An 18,002-nucleotide genomic window follows, 5' to 3' on the forward strand; every position below is an offset into this window, starting at 1 on the left:
TAGCCCATATCCGAATTCATCCGAATTTCGGTTAGTCATTTGCGAGATTTCGGGGCGTATGATGCGCTTATGGCATATTCTCCCGAAGTACGACAAGCCGCCCGAGCACTCTATTTGAAAGCTTGGACGCCACGTGAAATCGCTACCGAACTGAACCTGAATAATGAGCGCATCATTTATTACTGGGCAGATAAATTCGGTTGGCGCGATATGTTGCGTGAACAAACTATTGATGAAGCAATAGCAAACCGCATTCAAACGTTGCTCGAATTGGAAGACCCAAGCAAAAACCAGCTAGACATGCTCGATAGGCTTATCAAGCATCACGCAGCTTTGAAGAAACAAAGGGCACAAGAAAAGCAGCAAGGTGAACAGCCTTTAAATGCTGGCAACAAAAAACACGAGAACAAAAGTAGCCGTGGTGATCAGCAATCTGGCAGCAACTCAAAATCGAATAAGAAACGTAAAGGCAAAAAGAATGACATTAGCGAACTGAGTGAAGAAGACTTTGCCACGTGGCACGATTCGCTTTTCGCCTATCAGCACGTAATGCGCAACAACATCAAACAGCGTATTCGAAACATTCTTAAATCCCGCCAGATTGGTGCAACCTACTATTTCAGTGGTGAGGCTTTAGAAGATGCGATTCTAACTGGTGATAACCAAATCTTTTTGTCAGCATCACGAGCACAAGCCGAAGTTTTTCGCAGTTACATCATTGCGATTGCAAAAGAGTTCTTAGACATCGAGCTGACCGGAAATCCGATCATTCTCTCTAATGGTGCTGAGCTTCGCTTTTTATCGACCAACAGCAAAACCGCGCAGAGTTACCATGGCCATGTTTATGTTGATGAATACTTCTGGATACCGAAGTTTGACGAACTAAACAAACTCGCTTCGGCCATGGCTACCCATAAAAAATGGCGTAAAACCTACTTTTCGACACCCTCATCAAAAATGCACCAGGCATACCCATTTTGGACGGGCGATCAATGGAGAAAAGGCAGAGATTCACGCGCCAAGATTGAGTTTCCAACGTTCGAAGAATACCGCAATGGTGGTGTGCTTTGTCCTGATAAGCAGTGGCGTTATGTCGTTACTATTGAAGACGCCGCAGCAGGCGGTTGTGACCTATTTGATATTGAAGAACTGCAGGACGAATACAGCAAAGACGATTTCGACAACCTGTTTATGTGTGTCTTCGTCGACGGCTCTTTGTCTGTCTTCAAATTCACTGACCTCGAAAAAGGTATGGTTGACTCTGCCCAATGGCAGGACTTCAAGCCGAAAACAAAATCACCGTTTGCTGGACGTGAAGTATGGCTGGGTTATGACCCTAGCCGAACACGCGACAATGCTTGCTTAGTGGTAATAGCGCCACCTGCAGTTGCGGGGGAAAAGTTCCGTGTTTTAGAAAAGCACTACTGGAAAGGGCTTAACTTCCAGTACCACGTGAGTGAAATTGAAAAAGTGTTTAAACGCTACAAAGTCACTTACATAGGTGTTGATACTACGGGGATTGGCGGCGGTGTTTGGGACTTAATCAAGAAAAAGCACCCACGTGAAGCCCACGCCATACATTACAGCAACGAAAACAAGAATCGCCTTGTGATGAAGATGATCGACATTGTAGAAGCCAAGCGACTGCAGTTTGATGCGCAGCACAAAGACATTGCTATGGCATTCATGGCGATTAAGCGTGTACCAACCAACAGCGGTAACGCTATGACCTTTAAAGCAGAGCGAAGTGAAACAACAGGCCACGCCGATGCGTTTTGGGCCATTTCACACGCCATTATTAACGAACCGTTAGATCACGATACTCCAACTAAATCAACCTGGGCCACTGCAGCATGACCAACACAACAGAAACACTCGTTACGCAAGAAGAACAACATGCAGAATCTGTTTACCACATTGACTCTTCGCCAGAAGCTATCGACTCTAGCAGTTGGATGACGTCATACAATGAGCTTTTTTATAACGAAGATGATGACTACTGGGAACCACCAATCTCGCGACAAGGTTTGGCGGAAACATCACGCGCCAACGCCTACCATTGCTCACTGCTCAAGGCACGCGCCAACTATGTAGCTGCTCGATTCATAAATGGTGGCGGCATTCGACGTAGACAGATGCAAGCGTTCTGCAATAACTACTTTACCTTTGGCGATGCAGCATTCTTGAAAATCCGTGACGGCTTCGGCCGTGTAGTTCGACTGTTTCCACTACCAAGTATGCATTCACGACGACGCAAAAATGGTGACTTTGTGTTACTTGAACGAGACAACAAACAGCGAGTATACAAACAGAAGGACGTCATATTTTTACCCCAAGAGGACCTGCAACAACAGATATATGGCTTACCGGACTATTTGGGTAGTTTACAAAGCAGCTTACTGAACAAGGACGCGACGCTGTTCCGACGCCGATACTACAAGAACGGGGCTCACATGGGCTTTATCTTCTACGCGACCGACCCAAACCTGAGTGATGATGACGAAAAGATGCTCAAAGACAAAATCGCCAGCTCTAAAGGTGTGGGTAATTTCCGCAGCATGTTCGTCAATATACCCGGCGGCCATGAAAAAGGTATTCAGTTGATACCTGTTGGCGATATTGCTACCAAAGACGAATTCGAACGCATCAAGAATATTACAGCGCAAGACATCTTAGTAGGGCATCGTTTCCCAGTTGGTAAGGCTGGCATTATTCCGCAAGGAACAACTAGCCTAGGTGACCCGATCAAGATTGGCAGTGAATACGCTAAAGATGAAATCATTCCCGTCTGTGAATTGATAATTGACGAGGTGAATAGCGACCCTGAGATACCACGAAGCATGCATTTATATTTCAATACAACGCTATGAGTAGGCTCGAAACAAATCGGTCAAGCTGTTTCTTTCATCAATAAAACCAATCGTAAGCCGTTTCAGTTCCTTATGATCTCTAAAACTCTGTTGATGAGGGAAGCACATGAAAAAGGAACTGATTAAGGACTCACCAAAAACCTATAAAATTGAAAGCGCTAAATATAGTGCTATGTATGATAACTGCCAAATTATTCTACATCAGGAAAACAAAAACCATCGATTTGATAACTATAAAAACATATGCGATTCACTTGAATCGACTCATAAGAACATAGATGACGCAACAAGCAATAGTTCCTGTTTTTGTATCGTTCAATACGAAACCGAGAGAGATTCGTACATCGCTCACGGTAAAACAGGGGAAGGTCATGCAGAGTTTATGGCACTCAAATCTCTAGCAAAAATGATGTTTGATAACAAGGAAAAAGATTTTGACTTTTCAAAGGTACAATTTATATACACCAACATGAATAGCTGCATTGGGTGTTCTTATCTTCTTGAAATTTTAGGAGTGGACCATGATTGTATATCCCGAGTTGCTCCCAGTACATTCTCCGAATCAAAGTCATACAAGTTTCCCAAATCATTACTAAATACCCCCCTAATCGGCGCTAAAATCATAAGCGAACTCGAAGAGCATGGACTGACGAAAGGATCTGCAATATCAACTGAAAGAAACATCGGGGACAATGTTTATAAAAAAAATCATTTAGACGCGGCAATTTCAAATGAGAAAAAAACACTTAGAAAAAAAATAGGAAAGAAATCTCTTGCAGCTCCGCTTTCACAATTTAGTGATCAGAAAATTACTGTTCGCAAACCCAAACAACCCAAACAACCCAAACAACCCAAACAAGTAGCATCACGAAAGTCGGCCCGTATCAAGCAGAAAGATCAGGACAAGATTGAGATTGAATAGACACTGTACAAAAGAACAGCACTTATTCTATTATTGAACCGTCAGTCAATCAGTTAGGTCAATGTATGCGAGTTTATTGCAAATGTGGTGAACGCGCGATTGTAAGTAGAAGCATCGCTAAAGATGCCAATTGCGCAGATTTATCTTGTTCTTGTTCTAACCCAGAATGTGGGCATACCTTTGTGAGTTCTATCGGTTATCGCCACTCACTAAAACAGTCAAAGCTTCATTTCGGAATTGGTGCGACTAGTAAGCCGTCTTTGTTTGGTAGTCGCATTACTTGCGGTTGTGGCGAACGGGCGGTGATTAATAAAACCAACCGCCTATCGAACGATTGTGCAGATCTGTATTGTGAGTGTAAGAACCCAGTGTGTGAACATCAGTTTGTTATGTCTTTGTATTTTAGTCACACACTAAGCCCGTCATCGAGAGATACCAGTGAACTGGCTAACTGCTTAATCAAGGTGCTAAAGCCTGATCACCGTGACCACTTAAAGCAGCAGTTAGCTTTGTTTTAACCAATTCATTCTCGCATTCAGACCCCGCAACATGGACAGCTTTTAGCTGTCCTTTTTTGTGGGCAAGAATCAGCGAAAGTAAGAATAATCCTGTATCTTGATTCTCTTGATGGTCACCACTTGTATTCTCCGCCATTGCACATAATACAAATGCCTCCGCATTATTATGTAGTTCAGACATTTAGGCTCCTAACTGACGATTTCACTGTATATTAATACAGTAGTTTTTATCTAACAAATTTATTGTGGAGTTTTGTCGCCTATAATTTTTTGTAATGCGACGCTAACTCTTACCTAGCCTGCGCATAATACATAAGGTGCATAGCCACAAAGTTTATGTGGATCACCATTATTAGAAACCTCGTCACCGTTGGCATATTAATAGCAATAACTAGTCAGAACTGACTTGAGAAAGTGATACTGTGCCACGAAAAAACAAAGCTTTAGAGCCAATAGTTGAGTATTTAGTCCAACTCAGAATGACAAAACGCGAAACCCAAGAGCAAATTGCAACTCAAACTGGGATATCGCTGTCATCCTATCAACGCATTGAACAAGGCAATCGAGACCCTAGGCTAAGCGAGCTAAAGGGGTTGTTGGAGTACTATAATGTAACTTGGTTAGATGTTGCATGGGCAGAGCTCAACAAGAGAACAGCAACTGAATCAGACTTGGCGGCAGCTATGAAGCATGTCCCTGCCCATATCCGCCAACCAATACTTGAGCTGATAAAAGCTGTTAGTGATTAATGATCAACTTCATGCTGGTAGATAAAATCTCTCATACAGGCAAAATGTTCATAAAGTGCCAGTCTTTCTTCTGGGTCTTGCTCTAGGGCAATAAACTCAGATTCTATCAGTCTTAGTAGTATCTCAAGTTTCATGTTTTTGTAGCTCATTTGCTCTCCTCTCATCGGTTTAATACTCACAATACTCAGACGCACGTAAGGCAAAGTTCTGACCATATTTCCGCCAAAAATGCGGTTAACTTTTCCAAATTATCACGGCTTTTAAATTTCCAAAGCTTGCCGTCATAGCTGAGGTTAGCGAGTTGATAAACACCATACACACCTCAAAACGAGACTAGCTAATCTCTGCTACGGTTTGACAAAGGTGTAATAGTCCTTAAATAAAAAATGACTGTGGGGAGATGAGAAATCAACAAACATATGTGGGCGGCGTTTATTGACATGTATGTATTTTGGTTGTATCTGCCAAAATACATACATCAAAAACTAAAATACTCAATTAAATCATACAGTTATAACTATCTGATTTATAATGCATACTTTTTTGAACCTAGGTATGCTCAAACAGAGCATTAAAAACCAATGTCCATTAATGTGACAAACATCAACATAGAAAAACATGTCACCCCTAATTTGTTTGCGGCACATCAGCCGTTGCAGCATTAATCATCTCAAGTAGCTGTTCAATATCTTCCTGCTTACCGCCCCCGATTACCGTTTGAGTAAGCTGTTTCTGTAGTGCTGCGAACTTCTCCCTTCTGGCTTGGGTTGCGGGGGCTACCTTTGGTGTTTATTTAGCTTCATAGCTATTCCCCTATATTAACGGCCAGTCACCCCCATCAGGGAAAATCGACAGGTCGGGTTGTTCATAATCTTGCCTTTCCGGTTGAGCGAATAAGTTGCCCCAACCTTCGAAATCCATCCAATTCGTGTCGTCCGGACGTTGACGGCTCACTTCTACAAACTGGGCAGGACGTTTATTGCCGTGTTCGTCTAACTCCGCAGGCCGGATTTGAATACTGGTTGCATCGTCGATGCGAATTGAGCTGCCTTTTAGCAGTGCGGCCAGTGCCGCTTCATCAATATTTGGAGATTTATTCACCCGTTTATTTACTGGGTCCAATAATCGGGTTAGCTGATCGCTGACCTGTACTTTCTCAGGCTCCGTACAGTTATTGACAGAACTCCGAGAGGAGCCAGAGGCTCCAAAAGCGGTCGCTTCGCTCCCAAGAGCGCACGCTTTAGCATCATCATTAACCTTTGATTTCTTCTGAATCGTCCAAACTTTGGTGCGTGTTTTGATGGTTTCTTCTGGTGTCGCGAAACCTTCGATTTTGTGAACGTCTTCCCCATGTGGTGAGGCAAACGGAAAAACCTCATAAGAGTTCACGATCAGCAAATCTTCACGTTTAACGAATGGACCACCTTGCCCCATGATGTAACCTTGCCAGTTACCATGGTCGGCAGCTTTCAAAGTGTCTGTAATGCTTGCATCTTCTGACTTGGTGCGTGCTTGGTAGCTATCACCAATCACTTTCATTAACTCTTCATTGGTGATCAGCCTGCTCGGCTTGATAGGCCCAACCAAATCACGTTGCAGCATCGAGTAAATAGTGAGTAGGTCAACACGCTCTTGCATAAAGAGGTATTCCATAAACACTTTTTTGTTCTGGTTGGCAAAGCGACGCAATTCACGGTAAGTCGTAACTGGTGCACCACCAAAGAACTGGAACTGGCGAATGTTCCAACGGCTTTTCCAAGCACTCACATTCTTCGCCATGTCTTTCACTGATTTGCCAGTTTCATCGGACACTTCATCGTCCATCGCAAAACCGTCGATATTCTTGGAAATGTATTTAGCGATGTAGCCTGTTGCAGTGCCTAACTCTGGATCAATTTCACCTACATCACAGCGAGCTGAGTGATCAAATTTTCCTTGCTTATCGAATAGCTCGTGTTTATCTTCTTTCGTTGCGTAATCGACAAATATATCTGTAACTAACTCTGTGTCCTCTGGCTTAACCCAGATAAGCAAATGCCAGTGCGGGGTGCCATCGTGATGCGGCTCCGCAACACGAACCCCAAACCAACGGATATCTACGCGTCCTAACTTGGCTCGGATTCGTTGCCAGACATTGTTTAAGTATGTTTGGGCATCACGTGGACTTGCACCATTCCAGTGGCCAATGAAACCGCCTTTCTTGTATGAGTTGTGATACTTAGCAGGTGTAGTCAGCGTTAAGAACAAACCTTGCAAACCCAGCTCGTTGCCAATGTCCTCACAACCACGGCAACGAACCATTAATTCGTGACGGCGAATTGCAGGGTTTGAGACGCTTTTTAATACCATTGGTGCTAAGTCGGCCACTTCTTCGGTTTCTTCATCAAACAACTCACACTGCTTAATGAACTCCCAGTTTTTTAACTGCTGCTCTTGGTGCTCACGAACACAATCCCAAGACGCATAAGGTGATGCTTTTGAAGAGACCTGACCCATAGCAATGGCTAAGTGCTCACGCATTGTTTTGCGAATCTTCTTTAAGCGATTGCACCACCACTTTTCGCTGATTAGCTTTGAAATGTCTTGCAGTGCCGATAGTTCTGATTGGTCTTTGTACTTTCGAGGTGGCTTAACGCCGAAAGTGTTGATTACGAACTTAGCAACTTGTTCATAGGTGAACACCACTGCCATAGTGGCACCAAGTTCGGTCCTAGAGTGATACTTGTTGCTTTCTAATCGAGTGAAGCGATCAACGATGACAGAGATTTTAAAAGCCATCTCTTTGATTTCAGATGGCTCAAGCTCTGCCAGTAGTCGGCTTTTAACTGGCCTTCGGTTGCGCTCTGCCATTTCGAAATCAAAGCGCGTTTGCTCGTTTTGTGCAAAGTCGCTTTGCTCAGTGTCGCTAAACTCTTCACTAAGCAAAGAAACCTTTTGGGTTGTCGGTAACTTTTTGTATTTGCGTAAAACCATCAGCGCACGTTCAGCGGCTGGGCCCATACGCTCACGCAAAAATATGTTGGCGTCTTTACGACCTTTCTTTTCGAATACTGAAACGTAACGAGTAACAAAGTACTTGGTTAGGTAGTCCGGCAGGTCTTTAATCTTATCTTTCGCCCACTCGAAGTCGTCTGGGTTAGCATCAAATAACTTACGTTCCAGAACTGTAAGATCATCAGGTTCAATGATTGTATTGTATCGACGCGAACCAAAGCAGCCCGCTTCAACCTCAGTTAAAGGGGCTTGCCATGGAAAATCGTATAGGTCGATTTCAGTTGGTTCGATTAATGATTTCAATATGTTAATCTCAGTCTCAACGCATATAACAAAGAGTTGGCTAATGAAAACAAAACTATTTAAACCAGAACTAAAACTGGACTTTGACGATGCAATTGTTTCATTCGTTGAAAACTATGAATCAAACGAGCACCTACCTGAACTCAAGGTGGCTGTGCTATCTGATAAAGCTCAAAGCCAGTACCGTTCCATAACAGTCTTCGGTCAGGAGGCTTTAGAAGACCTGAACGAAGAAATGGAAGATTGGAATCTTGTTAATCTACAACCGGCCCATTCAGTTTCTTCTCCGTACGCGGCAATCTACGGTTTCGAGCCTGAGCCGCTTGATGACGATGAAGACGAAATATTCTTATAGCGTCATTAAAAGTGCCATCGGATAACACGGTGGCTTTCAAACATGCAAAATAACCCCAATTATTTAATTTCCAGCTATTGCCCACTTCTGTCATAAGCTCTTTCACCAAATTCAGGTTTCCAAATTTGCGGCTGCATTCTTGCTCAAAGCTTTCAATCAAATCATCCAAGGTAATTAGTGGGTCGTTCATACTTCCTCCAACTCCTGAGTAGTCACCAACATGTAACCACCTTTTCCTTCTCCCTTACTCAACACTCCTTTCGCTAAATGAGTGCAATTGAGGGAATTACATGCCTGCTCTATGGCCTGAGTGAGTGATTCAAAACTTCCAACCATTTCACAAGCAACTTCTTGTGTTATTTTGTGGCGCACAATTCCGCCATCCGGACAAAGAGCTATCGCTGCGTATTGCATGGTTCACCTCCGACTTTCACAACAAACTCGTTAGCCATTTCAATAAATGCACGAGCATCATTCGCCGTTCTTTCGGCATCTACAGTCGTATGTCCTGACTGTTTGATGATGTCGTGGCTTGCATCAATGCAGTCGCACGTTTCCTGCAGACGATCACGTAAAAAGCAGATCAGGTTTAGCGCTGATTTGCTGGTACCGCTTTTTAGGGACAAAACACACCAACCTTCCGCGATACCAAACTGACCACCCTGTAAAACGTGGCTAACTTCGGCATTCGCTTCTTGTCCGGTGTATTCCCCGTTTACATCAATCTCACGTAGGTTTAAGCAGTCACCTGCTTGGTAATCACGATCATTAATTCGAACTTCATGTGTTTTGCTGTGTGCAAGAACGTCAGCGAAATGAACTGATTGAATTTTTAATTCATGGATAGTGCTGCTCATGCCACTTCCTCCGCTTCCTGTTCGTAGCGGAGCTGTGCGACTCGCTCGATAATCTTGTCTTCCACTGCCAACAAATCTTCCAATGCTTTTTCGTTGTCCAGCAGCACTAGGTTGTGGGCGTGATGTGTAGTGGTATCCGAAAAAATGACAATGTTCATCAGCTTCATCTTTGATGAATACTCAATTCGAATACTGATTACATCCGCACTCTCTATAGCTAGTGCATACAAGCTGCTGATGGTTGATAGAATTGCGCGCTTAATAGCGACTTCGGCTACGGTCTTATTCATCTTTCATGCTCCTACGCTAAGACGAAAAAAAGCCCCCTGTTACAGGGGCAAGGCTGGCTAGGTTTAATGTGTACTACTGAATTGGAAGTGCTTGAGGCGACGAACATCGCCCAACTTGTTGTCGAACCCGACAATGGCATCTTTCAGATACCCCATACCCTTGCGCACTTTATGCAGCTCAAGGTCTGTGAAATCGTCAAAGTTTCTTTGATAGTCTCTAGCGGGCATACCACCTGCGATCAGAATTAAGCCGCGGGTTTTATCCGGTAGAGAGTTATAGAAACTGCGAATCTTGCATCGTGTCGCGGCGCCATTGAACAAAGCTCTGCAAGAGGCAATGCTCTCTGCTACATCTGGTGTTTTTTGGAATTCTTCTTGTTGTGTAATAGCTAACTGACTCATGGTTGTAACTCCTTAGGCGATGCCGGGGATTGGAGCACCATTAGCCAGAAAGTCTGTGCCCATTTGAACTAAGGGCTGCAGGCCTGTGGTGCGGTTTTCAAGGTCATTGATAAGCAAAACGAGATTGCCCAAAGCAGCTTGTGCTTTGGCGAGTGTTTTGCGTTTGGTTGATCGCGGTAAACGCTCTGCGGTGCACATGGCTAACGCATCGCTAGAAAGCTCACCGGAAAATGCCGAGTGTTTTAAAACCTTTTCGAATAGGTTCAGTTCATCTTCTGCTTTAGGAAGTGGGATAGTGACCACTCCATCATCTGCAAATAACGTGTTTACGATTGAGTAGTCACCGGAATCACGGCTAATCAGACTAAGCACTACTGGAGTAAGTACTCTCGACTGCGCAGGATTAAGCATATTTCGAATGACTTGCCCATCAACGCCGATTCTGCGCCCAATCGCTTCACAATCGTGATTGACAACAAAATCGCAGCAAGCCGCATCAAAAGCTTGTTGTTTGCGTTCACGTAATACATACATTGCGTCATTTACGTCCATAACTAATACTCAAATGAAGAGAAATGGTGCGAAAACGAATGCCCAGCCAACGAAATTGAGCCATAGCGGACATTTGTTTGGATACTTGTCTTCCCAAGACTCACTCATTGCATCTTGCAGGGAGAGTTTGGTTTTGGGTGGGGTAGCGAAGCTCATACTTGTTGCGCCGCTAGCTTTTCCATGTACTTAACCATGTTGACCATGATCAGGCCTTTGGCTTCTTGTTTTGGAACGACTGGAATGTTGCCAAGGTCTTTTTGGCGGTCGAACGTGGATGAAGACATACCAGTACGACGTAAAAATTCTTTTTTTGTGCAGATAGGCGCATCAATTGCTATTTGTAGTGTTGCCATAAGTGGTATCCTACTTGTTTGAGATTTGTTGATGCTTATTGGTGAAATATGAAAGCATCAACTCACATACGACACATTCTTGATCGCAAATACGAGTTAGTCAACTGTCATTTTCGACCGAATTAGCTGAATGCGACTTAAAAAATAACTTAAATGTGATCAAAAACGCACAATTAGTGCGCCATTTAGATAAGAGAACATCGAAATGAGCAGGGTTCCAGCAAAAGTACCAGCATTTGATTATTTGAAAGGCAGAGATTTCACGGAAAAGCTTAAAGAAGTGACGGGCTGTTCTACATTTGACTTAGTAGCTGATCACTACGGCGTACCAAAATCTACTTTCTTCACATGGCACACCCATAACCGAACAGGCTTTGAACTAATCGTTAGGGAGCATCTAGCTTCCGGTGCTTCTGTTCGTTATTTGGCACTGGGACAAGGTGAACCATTTCCCAAAAGCGAAGCCGCTCCAACTTCAAGCAGCATAGACAAATTTGCAATTGTTAACGGCGAACTAGAAAAAGTTGGTACTGTAGAGTTAGGTTTATCAACACTCAATGAATTCGGCCTAATCAAAGAAAACCTATTCGTTCTTGAACAAGATGGTAGCCATTTGTATATCAACACTGCTGAACGTCAACCTGCTTCTGGTGATTACTTGTTGGACATTGATGGCGTTCTATCAGTTAACTACCTCCAACGACTACCAGGTAAAAAGCTAGCTATCGCATTTGAAACTTCAACTATTGAAGTATCTGAAGAAGATATCAAAGTTGTTGGTCGTGTTGCGATGGAAATGAAGAAGAAGTGAATTCTATAAAAGTGTTTTGGTAAGTTTTATGGTTATGGCAAGCCCAGTGGGACATCTAACGGAGCATAGTTTTACATCCACATCGCGTGGTCTTATGACTTTGTTTGTAATTGGTCTTATCAAGATAGTTATTGGTATAGAGTTTACAACCAATACAATTTCAATCCCTTGGCTACCTAAAATCGAGTTGGCTCATATAGATAAGCTAGTGCTTATCTACTGGGGGATAGTGGTATATGCCATTTATCGATACAGCCTCTACAATATGGTGAGCTTTAAAGAGCTTTGGTTTGAAGCTCTATCCAATTCATTGCAACCTGGCGCAATAGGCGAAAAACTCGTGCATTCGGCAATTTTTACTGATGATATGTACTATGAAGTAAATACAAAAAAAATTGTGGACGATATGCCCCATCATTACATCAGCCTTAACCAATTCGCTGATGAAGATGAAGTGGCTTGCAGCTTCGATTTTTGCTTTGATCACAACTACAAATTTGATTTCATCGATTGCCAGATAAACCCGCATTACTCTTGCGAACACTTCGCACCGAACATTACAGAATTAAAAGAAAAATGGGGCTTTTACCATTACTCTGGTTCTCCCAATGGTGAACAAGGCTACAGAGTAAAACATTTTAATGGTTTCAAACTAACATTGTGGAGACTGGCTTATAGTCACTACATCAAGTTGTTGTTAACAGATAAAAGAGCATTTGACATGCTCTTACCTATTCTTCTCAATTGCTCACTTTTCGTCTACTGGGTAACCACTTACTTAACCCCGTAGCTTTCCTAAAACAAACTACATGGATGTACGTATGATTTTAGAAACTATCGAATTTTTTGGACTAACACGCTTAGCAAAGAAACACCTTGATAACCCAGTAAACTGGGTAGCGTTTATTAGGCGTTACAACCTTTCAAAAGAACAGCAAATGCATTGGCGCGACAGGCTTTGTCTGGAGCATCACTTTGATGGCGAGCTCAATGCGTAACCCTAGGACACCCCATGACTACATTTAAGAATCTAAAAGTTACTGGATGGAATCAGTTTGGCTCTGTAGATATATCTTTCGACAAGCGCTTTACCATTCTCACTGGTGCTAATGGCTCCGGTAAAACAACCTTGTTAAAACTGCTAGCACACCACTGTCAATTCCTGTCAGATCTTCACTATGTACCACAGGAAGGGCAGCAGAACTTCATAGTTTCTGTAGACGAGACGCACGACATAGTGGGACCTGCTAGGCCAGTAACAGTTGCAGCACTGACAACAACTAATGGCAAAATAATGCACTATGTAATGCCTTTTCATAGTAAAAGTGCTACATATCAAAGTACTTGGCAAAATATGACTGAGCATGTGCCATCTATCTTTATCCCCTCCGCGCGTCAATCTTTCGCCTATACCAAAGCTTCAAACATCCAGCCTGTAAAACTTCCAGTGCAAGCGGAAAAAGTTGTGAACATCCAAGGTGCATCGAGAAACGTAGCTCAAGAGATGAAGAATAAACTCATTAACTGGGCTGTTACAGGTTTTGGAAATCAAGTAATGCCAGCTGATGATGAGGCTCGTTTGTATTACGAAGGCTTCCAATCCCTACTAAAAGAAGTTCTCCCTAGAGAGCTGAAATTCTCACACATTAAAATTGTTAACTTTGAAGTTGTTATGTACTGCGAAGGAGGCTCTAGTTTTCTACTGGAATCCGTATCATCAGGTATAGGAACTTTAATTAGCATTGCTTGGCAACTGTTCCAATACAAATTCAACGATGAACAACCCTTCGTGATTATGATTGATGAAGTCGAAGCACATTTACACCCAAAAATGCAGAGAGAAATTCTTCATTCGTTAGCAGAAGCATTTCCGCGAGCTTCATTCATAGTATCGACACACAGTCCTTTGGTGATTAACTCTGTCGAAGATGCAGCGATCTATGTTCTTGCACCTAACGAGGCAGGAAAAATTGAATCGACAAGATTAGATTTCCAGAATTTTGCAAGCACAGCTAATGGAGTACTAGACGAAGTATTGGGAGTTAGCTCGACTTACCCTATCTGGGTTGAAGAGAAGCTAACTGAAATTGTGAACCGTTATTCTTCAATGCAAGCTGAAGAAATTGATTTTGAAGCACTAAAATCTGAGCTGTCCCGAATTGGACTAAATTCCGCATTTTTGCCAACCATGACAAGTGTTATGGAGAACATGAATGATTAAGTTATCTCGCCCAGAGTGTCCAAAACCAGAAGCCTTAGCAGATAAGGATTACAACCATCCTGATAACAAGGCAGCATTGAAGTCAGCCAGTAACAACAAATGTATGTACTGTGAAAGCGAAGTTTTGACTGTCGATCATGGTGAAATTGAGCACTTTCGCCCGCGCTCTAAGTACCCCGCGCTGATCTATGATTGGAATAACCTTGGATTCGTTTGCCATAGGTGTAACCATGCAAAACTAGCCAAGTTCGACGAAGGCACTCCATATATCGACCCTTACTCAGAGGACCCAGAGAACCACATCTTGTTTTGTGGGTTCGAGGCTAGACCTTTTCGGCAATGTGAAAGGGGTGAACTAACAATTTCAGACATTCAGTTAAACAGACCAGATCTACGAGAAAGTAGAATAGAAAAGTTAAAGGAAATAGACGCCTTTATTATCACTTGGAACAGCAAAAATAACGACAGATTGAAAGAAAAAGCGCTAGAAGAGCTTATTAAACTATCTCGTCCAGGTCACAAGTATTCTTCTATGGTCAAAACCTACTTAAGATTACAACAGCTTTTGTAATGTCAGTTAGAAAGATAGAAAACCGGAACAACAAGCTTTGGCTCTGCGAGTACGTTGCATTAAATATAAATTAGAGGTTGAAATGGGTCACCTAGAAGATTGGCAAGAGATCATCGCTGACCTCAAAGAGAGTAGCGATATTGAATGTAAGCGAGCTAAAGCTGCTGCACCAAAAGATATGTGGTCTACGTACAGCGCTTTTGCTAACACTTATGGCGGCACTATATTTTTGGGAATTACCGAAAATGATGACGGCACTTTTGAAGTAACAGGCGTCAATGATGCAGATAAGATAAAAAAAGATATCTTTAATAATCTGAGTAACCCTCAATCTGTAAGCGTAAATCTGTTTGAAGGTGACCCTGAAAAGTATGTTCAAGAGCTGAATGCCAATGGTAGGACGATTCTTAGGGTTACAGTACCAAGAGCTAATCGCAACCAAAAACCTGTATTCATTAAAAACAATCCTAAAACTGGCACATACATACGTGGGCACGAAGGGGATAATCATGCCTCCGCTGCAGTCCTTCAACACATGTTTGCAGAAAAAGGTACCGAGCCACGTGATTCGCTTGTTCTCGCGAACTTCGGCATGGAAGACATAGAACTTTCTACGCTAAAGAAATATCGCCAACATTTTCAAGCTCGTTCACCCGAACACCGATTCAACGATTTAGATGACAAAAACTTTCTTATCCGTATTGGGGCGTGGAAACGAGACCGAAACACAAATGAAGAGGGGCTAACACTGGCAGGCCTTCTAATGTTTGGGCAAGATATTGCTATAAAAGACTACATTAGCCACTACCACCTTGATTACATTGAACGTGAAAACGCCTCTCGGTCTTCACGTTATATTGACCGAGTTACACTCGATGGTAATTGGTCAGGAAATCTTTATGACTTTTACCTCATAGTATACAAAAAGCTAACGACTGACCTAAAAGTGCCATTCAAACTGGACTCTGATCAGCGTTCTGACTTCACCCCGATACATGAGGCCATTCGAGAAGCACTCGTAAACACGCTTGCACATGCCGATTTTTCATCCCCCAGATCAATTATCATAGTCAAACGCCCAGATATGTTTGGATTTTTAAATCCTGGGTTAATGCGCATTCCCCCTGAACAGGCCATGATAGGCGGTGATAGTGATTGTCGAAATGCAGCTATCCACGACATTTTCCGTATGGTTGGGCTTAGTGAAAGGATGGGCTCCGGTGTTAACCAGATTTTTTCTAACTGGAGTACTCAACATTGGCAAAAACCAAAACTGTATGAGAATACAATTGAAAGAAATGGTGCAATTCTTGAACAGACGGTGCTTGAGTTAAAAATGGTCAGCTTGGTACCGAGTGAAACAATTACCCGTCTTGAAAATTTGTTTGGTGATAAGTTCAACTGTCTAAGCGAACTGGAACGTTTAATCCTGATTACTGCAGATGTCGACCAATGGGTCAATCATGAGCGCATCATGCAACTTACAGATGAGCCCTCACGTACCGTAACATTAGCCCTGCCCAAGTTAGAGAATATGGGAATGTTGGTACCTAACGGTACCCACAAAGAAAAATTCTACACTTTACCCGGAGTGAAAGTATCAACTGTAGACGAAGTGTTTAAAAATGGCTCTATGAATGATGATAATTTCACCGCTACGAGTAATAGCTCCGAGTACTCGAAGCTCACCTCCGAGTACTCGGAGCTCACCTCCGAACCTTCAGCGAAAAATAATTCTTCCAAGCAACCTTCTACTGAATGTCGTGATGAACAAGGACGACGACTAATTGATGGTCTAGACTTGCCTATCATTGATAACATCGATGCATTGGACAAGAATTTTAGAGAAACTCTTGAAGGCATTACAGAAGATATTCGCAATAAAACTCGAGTTTCAAAAGGCACACTCGAAATATTAATTTTTGCCTTGTGCCATGAGCAATATATTTCACTAAAGGCACTTGCTACCTTACTAGGCCGAAACCCTGATGCATTGAGACAAAACCAGCTAAAGCCATTAGTAAACAAAGGGTTTCTAAAATTCGCTTTCCCTCAACAGAAAACACATGAGCTACAGGGGTACGCTTCAACTAATCTTCCTTCAACCATACCCAAAGATGAATAATGTCTGTTCGAAAAGTAGAAGATGGGAATAAAAAACCATGGCTTTGTGAGTGCTACCCGCAGGGCCGAAGCGGTAAACGTATTCGAAAGCGCTTCGCGACCAAAGGCGAGGCACTTGCGTTCGAAAAGTTCACCATGGCTGAGGTTGACGATAAGCCTTGGCTGGGTGACAGAAAGGACTTGCGCACACTTCAAGACTTAGTCGAACTCTGGTACAAGCTGCACGGCCAGTACCTCAAATCCGCTAAAAAGGTTTACCCCCGCCTCTGCACCATAGTCGAAGAACTCGGAAACCCATTTGCCATTAAGTTTACAGCAAAAGACTTTGTTCACTGGCGTTCTACCCGAATAGCGAAAGACCGATACGGGAAAGAGACTAGTGCGGGTAAAATGATTTCCGCACCTACTAATAATCTTGATTTGAGATATCTACGCTCTGTATTCAATGAACTCATTTCACTTGGCGAGTGGATGCAACCAAACCCTCTTGCCAGTGTGAAATCGATTCAAGTGGCTGAATCCGAAATGGGCTTTTTTTCAAATGAAGATATAACTGAGCTATTTGAGAGGATCAGTAAAAGCAAACGAGCCAAAGAGTTTGAACTCGTCTGCAAGATTTGCTTGTCTACTGGTGCTCGTATTTCCGAAGCGAATAACCTCCGCCTTTCACAGATTACGAAATACAAGATCACGTTTCTTGATACCAAGAGCAAAAAGAACCGGACTGTACCCATCACAGAGAAGCTGTATGACGAGCTGATGGAGTTTGAGCGAACTGGTGAAAAGGACAAGTTGTTTAAAAACTGCCTTCATGGTATTGCGTATGTTATCAACCAGACATTTCCTGACTTACCGGAAGGGCAAAACACACACGTCTTTCGTCATACCTTTGCGAGTCGATTTATGGAGGCAGGAGGAAACATTCTGGTATTGCAAAAAATCCTTGGTCACAGTGACATCAAAATGACGATGCGTTATTCACACTTCTCGCCCGATCACCTAATTCAAGCTGCCGAATTGAACCCTATTTCCAGCTTAGGATTGTAACCATACACTCGCAAAAAATGGCGACAAAGTGGCGGCAAATTTTATTAACATTGATGGTTATTG

Annotated in this window: 22 protein-coding genes and 1 pseudogene; 14 read left to right on the forward strand and 9 right to left on the reverse strand. The window is 42.9% G+C overall.

Annotated elements, in window-relative coordinates; translation table 11 throughout:
- The first annotated feature begins 69 nt into the window (after positions 1 to 69).
- The 5 genes and pseudogenes from F0265_RS00175 to F0265_RS24540 all read left to right on the forward strand — a co-directional run bounded on the left by F0265_RS00175 (position 70) and on the right by F0265_RS24540 (position 4,310).
- The gene (locus F0265_RS00175) at positions 70 to 1,857 is read left to right on the forward strand and encodes a terminase family protein (RefSeq protein ID WP_171747295.1); all 1,788 of its coding nucleotides are present in this window, start codon (positions 70 to 72) and stop codon (positions 1,855 to 1,857) included.
- Positions 1,854 to 2,870 (forward strand): phage portal protein, encoded by a 1,017-nt coding sequence (locus tag F0265_RS00180; protein WP_038157279.1) that lies wholly within the window; start codon positions 1,854 to 1,856, stop codon positions 2,868 to 2,870. Before F0265_RS00175 ends, F0265_RS00180 begins: the two co-directional genes overlap by 4 nt.
- A 106-nt stretch (positions 2,871 to 2,976) precedes the next feature.
- A complete protein-coding gene (locus F0265_RS00185) occupies positions 2,977 to 3,792 on the forward strand; it encodes a hypothetical protein (protein ID WP_171747296.1) in 816 nt (271 codons plus the stop codon).
- A 65-nt stretch (positions 3,793 to 3,857) separates the two neighbouring features.
- Positions 3,858 to 3,968: pseudogene (locus F0265_RS24645) on the forward strand (ogr/Delta-like zinc finger family protein); the annotation flags it as partial.
- A gap of 84 nt (positions 3,969 to 4,052) precedes the next feature.
- The gene (locus tag F0265_RS24540; protein ID WP_253809288.1) at positions 4,053 to 4,310 is read left to right on the forward strand and encodes an ogr/Delta-like zinc finger family protein; all 258 of its coding nucleotides are present in this window, start codon (positions 4,053 to 4,055) and stop codon (positions 4,308 to 4,310) included.
- Here the strand turns inward: F0265_RS24540 and F0265_RS00195 are convergent.
- Positions 4,252 to 4,491: a hypothetical protein gene (locus F0265_RS00195; RefSeq protein ID WP_038157274.1), complete on the reverse strand. Its 240-nt coding sequence runs from the start codon at positions 4,489 to 4,491 to the stop codon at positions 4,252 to 4,254. The two genes, F0265_RS24540 and F0265_RS00195, sit on opposite strands and share 59 nt — an antisense overlap.
- Before the next feature lie 241 nt (positions 4,492 to 4,732).
- Between F0265_RS00195 and F0265_RS00200 the strand changes: the two genes are divergently transcribed.
- Entirely contained in the window at positions 4,733 to 5,059 is a 327-nt protein-coding gene (locus F0265_RS00200; RefSeq protein ID WP_051912465.1) for a helix-turn-helix transcriptional regulator, read from the forward strand.
- Here F0265_RS00200 and F0265_RS00205 read toward each other — a convergent pair.
- The gene (locus F0265_RS00205; RefSeq protein ID WP_160174993.1) at positions 5,056 to 5,208 is read right to left on the reverse strand and encodes a hypothetical protein; all 153 of its coding nucleotides are present in this window, start codon (positions 5,206 to 5,208) and stop codon (positions 5,056 to 5,058) included. The genes F0265_RS00200 and F0265_RS00205 overlap by 4 nt on opposite strands.
- Positions 5,209 to 5,872: 664 nt before the next feature.
- A complete protein-coding gene (locus tag F0265_RS00210) occupies positions 5,873 to 8,356 on the reverse strand; it encodes a replication endonuclease (protein ID WP_171747299.1) in 2,484 nt (827 codons plus the stop codon).
- A 43-nt stretch (positions 8,357 to 8,399) separates the two neighbouring features.
- Between F0265_RS00210 and F0265_RS00215 the strand changes: the two genes are divergently transcribed.
- On the forward strand, positions 8,400 to 8,711 hold the full coding sequence (locus F0265_RS00215; RefSeq protein ID WP_171747300.1) for a hypothetical protein: 312 nt from the start codon (positions 8,400 to 8,402) through the stop codon (positions 8,709 to 8,711).
- Between the two features lie 186 nt (positions 8,712 to 8,897).
- Here F0265_RS00215 and F0265_RS00220 read toward each other — a convergent pair whose 3' ends face one another.
- The 6 genes from F0265_RS00220 to F0265_RS00245 form a co-directional block, all read right to left on the reverse strand.
- Positions 8,898 to 9,125 carry a hypothetical protein gene (locus F0265_RS00220; protein ID WP_171747301.1) on the reverse strand — a complete coding sequence of 76 codons (228 nt, stop codon included), beginning with the start codon at positions 9,123 to 9,125 and terminating at the stop codon, positions 8,898 to 8,900.
- Positions 9,107 to 9,568, reverse strand: coding sequence for a DUF3850 domain-containing protein (locus tag F0265_RS00225; RefSeq protein ID WP_171747302.1), 462 nt, complete (start codon positions 9,566 to 9,568; stop codon positions 9,107 to 9,109). Before F0265_RS00225 ends, F0265_RS00220 begins: the two co-directional genes overlap by 19 nt.
- Positions 9,565 to 9,858, reverse strand: a complete 294-nt coding sequence (locus F0265_RS00230) for a hypothetical protein (RefSeq protein ID WP_171747303.1) — start codon at positions 9,856 to 9,858, stop codon at positions 9,565 to 9,567. Before F0265_RS00230 ends, F0265_RS00225 begins: the two co-directional genes overlap by 4 nt.
- 63 nt (positions 9,859 to 9,921) lie before the next feature.
- Positions 9,922 to 10,260 (reverse strand): hypothetical protein, encoded by a 339-nt coding sequence (locus F0265_RS00235; protein WP_171747304.1) that lies wholly within the window; start codon positions 10,258 to 10,260, stop codon positions 9,922 to 9,924.
- Between the two features lie 12 nt (positions 10,261 to 10,272).
- The gene (locus F0265_RS00240) at positions 10,273 to 10,812 is read right to left on the reverse strand and encodes a phage regulatory CII family protein (RefSeq protein WP_171747305.1); all 540 of its coding nucleotides are present in this window, start codon (positions 10,810 to 10,812) and stop codon (positions 10,273 to 10,275) included.
- A 152-nt stretch (positions 10,813 to 10,964) separates the two neighbouring features.
- Positions 10,965 to 11,165 carry a hypothetical protein gene (locus F0265_RS00245; protein WP_171747306.1) on the reverse strand — a complete coding sequence of 67 codons (201 nt, stop codon included), beginning with the start codon at positions 11,163 to 11,165 and terminating at the stop codon, positions 10,965 to 10,967.
- 205 nt (positions 11,166 to 11,370) lie between these two features.
- Here F0265_RS00245 and F0265_RS00250 point away from each other — a divergent pair, with 205 nt between their 5' ends.
- The 7 genes from F0265_RS00250 to F0265_RS00280 all read left to right on the forward strand — a co-directional run bounded on the left by F0265_RS00250 (position 11,371) and on the right by F0265_RS00280 (position 17,939).
- On the forward strand, positions 11,371 to 11,976 hold the full coding sequence (locus F0265_RS00250; RefSeq protein ID WP_171747307.1) for a phage repressor protein CI: 606 nt from the start codon (positions 11,371 to 11,373) through the stop codon (positions 11,974 to 11,976).
- Between the two features lie 94 nt (positions 11,977 to 12,070).
- Positions 12,071 to 12,766, forward strand: coding sequence for a hypothetical protein (locus F0265_RS00255; RefSeq protein WP_171747308.1), 696 nt, complete (start codon positions 12,071 to 12,073; stop codon positions 12,764 to 12,766).
- 31 nt (positions 12,767 to 12,797) lie between these two features.
- On the forward strand, positions 12,798 to 12,974 hold the full coding sequence (locus F0265_RS00260) for a hypothetical protein (protein WP_171747309.1): 177 nt from the start codon (positions 12,798 to 12,800) through the stop codon (positions 12,972 to 12,974).
- 14 nt (positions 12,975 to 12,988) lie between these two features.
- Positions 12,989 to 14,197, forward strand: a complete 1,209-nt coding sequence (locus tag F0265_RS00265) for an AAA family ATPase (RefSeq protein ID WP_171747310.1) — start codon at positions 12,989 to 12,991, stop codon at positions 14,195 to 14,197.
- Positions 14,190 to 14,768, forward strand: a complete 579-nt coding sequence (locus F0265_RS00270) for an HNH endonuclease (RefSeq protein WP_171747311.1) — start codon at positions 14,190 to 14,192, stop codon at positions 14,766 to 14,768. Before F0265_RS00265 ends, F0265_RS00270 begins: the two co-directional genes overlap by 8 nt.
- Before the next feature lie 82 nt (positions 14,769 to 14,850).
- Positions 14,851 to 16,893: an RNA-binding domain-containing protein gene (locus F0265_RS00275; RefSeq protein WP_171747312.1), complete on the forward strand. Its 2,043-nt coding sequence runs from the start codon at positions 14,851 to 14,853 to the stop codon at positions 16,891 to 16,893.
- Positions 16,893 to 17,939, forward strand: coding sequence for a tyrosine-type recombinase/integrase (locus F0265_RS00280; protein ID WP_171747313.1), 1,047 nt, complete (start codon positions 16,893 to 16,895; stop codon positions 17,937 to 17,939). Before F0265_RS00275 ends, F0265_RS00280 begins: the two co-directional genes overlap by 1 nt.
- Positions 17,940 to 18,002: the final 63 nt, after the last annotated feature.

The organism is Vibrio sp. RE88, from assembly GCF_013113835.1.
Taxonomy (GTDB): domain Bacteria; phylum Pseudomonadota; class Gammaproteobacteria; order Enterobacterales; family Vibrionaceae; genus Vibrio.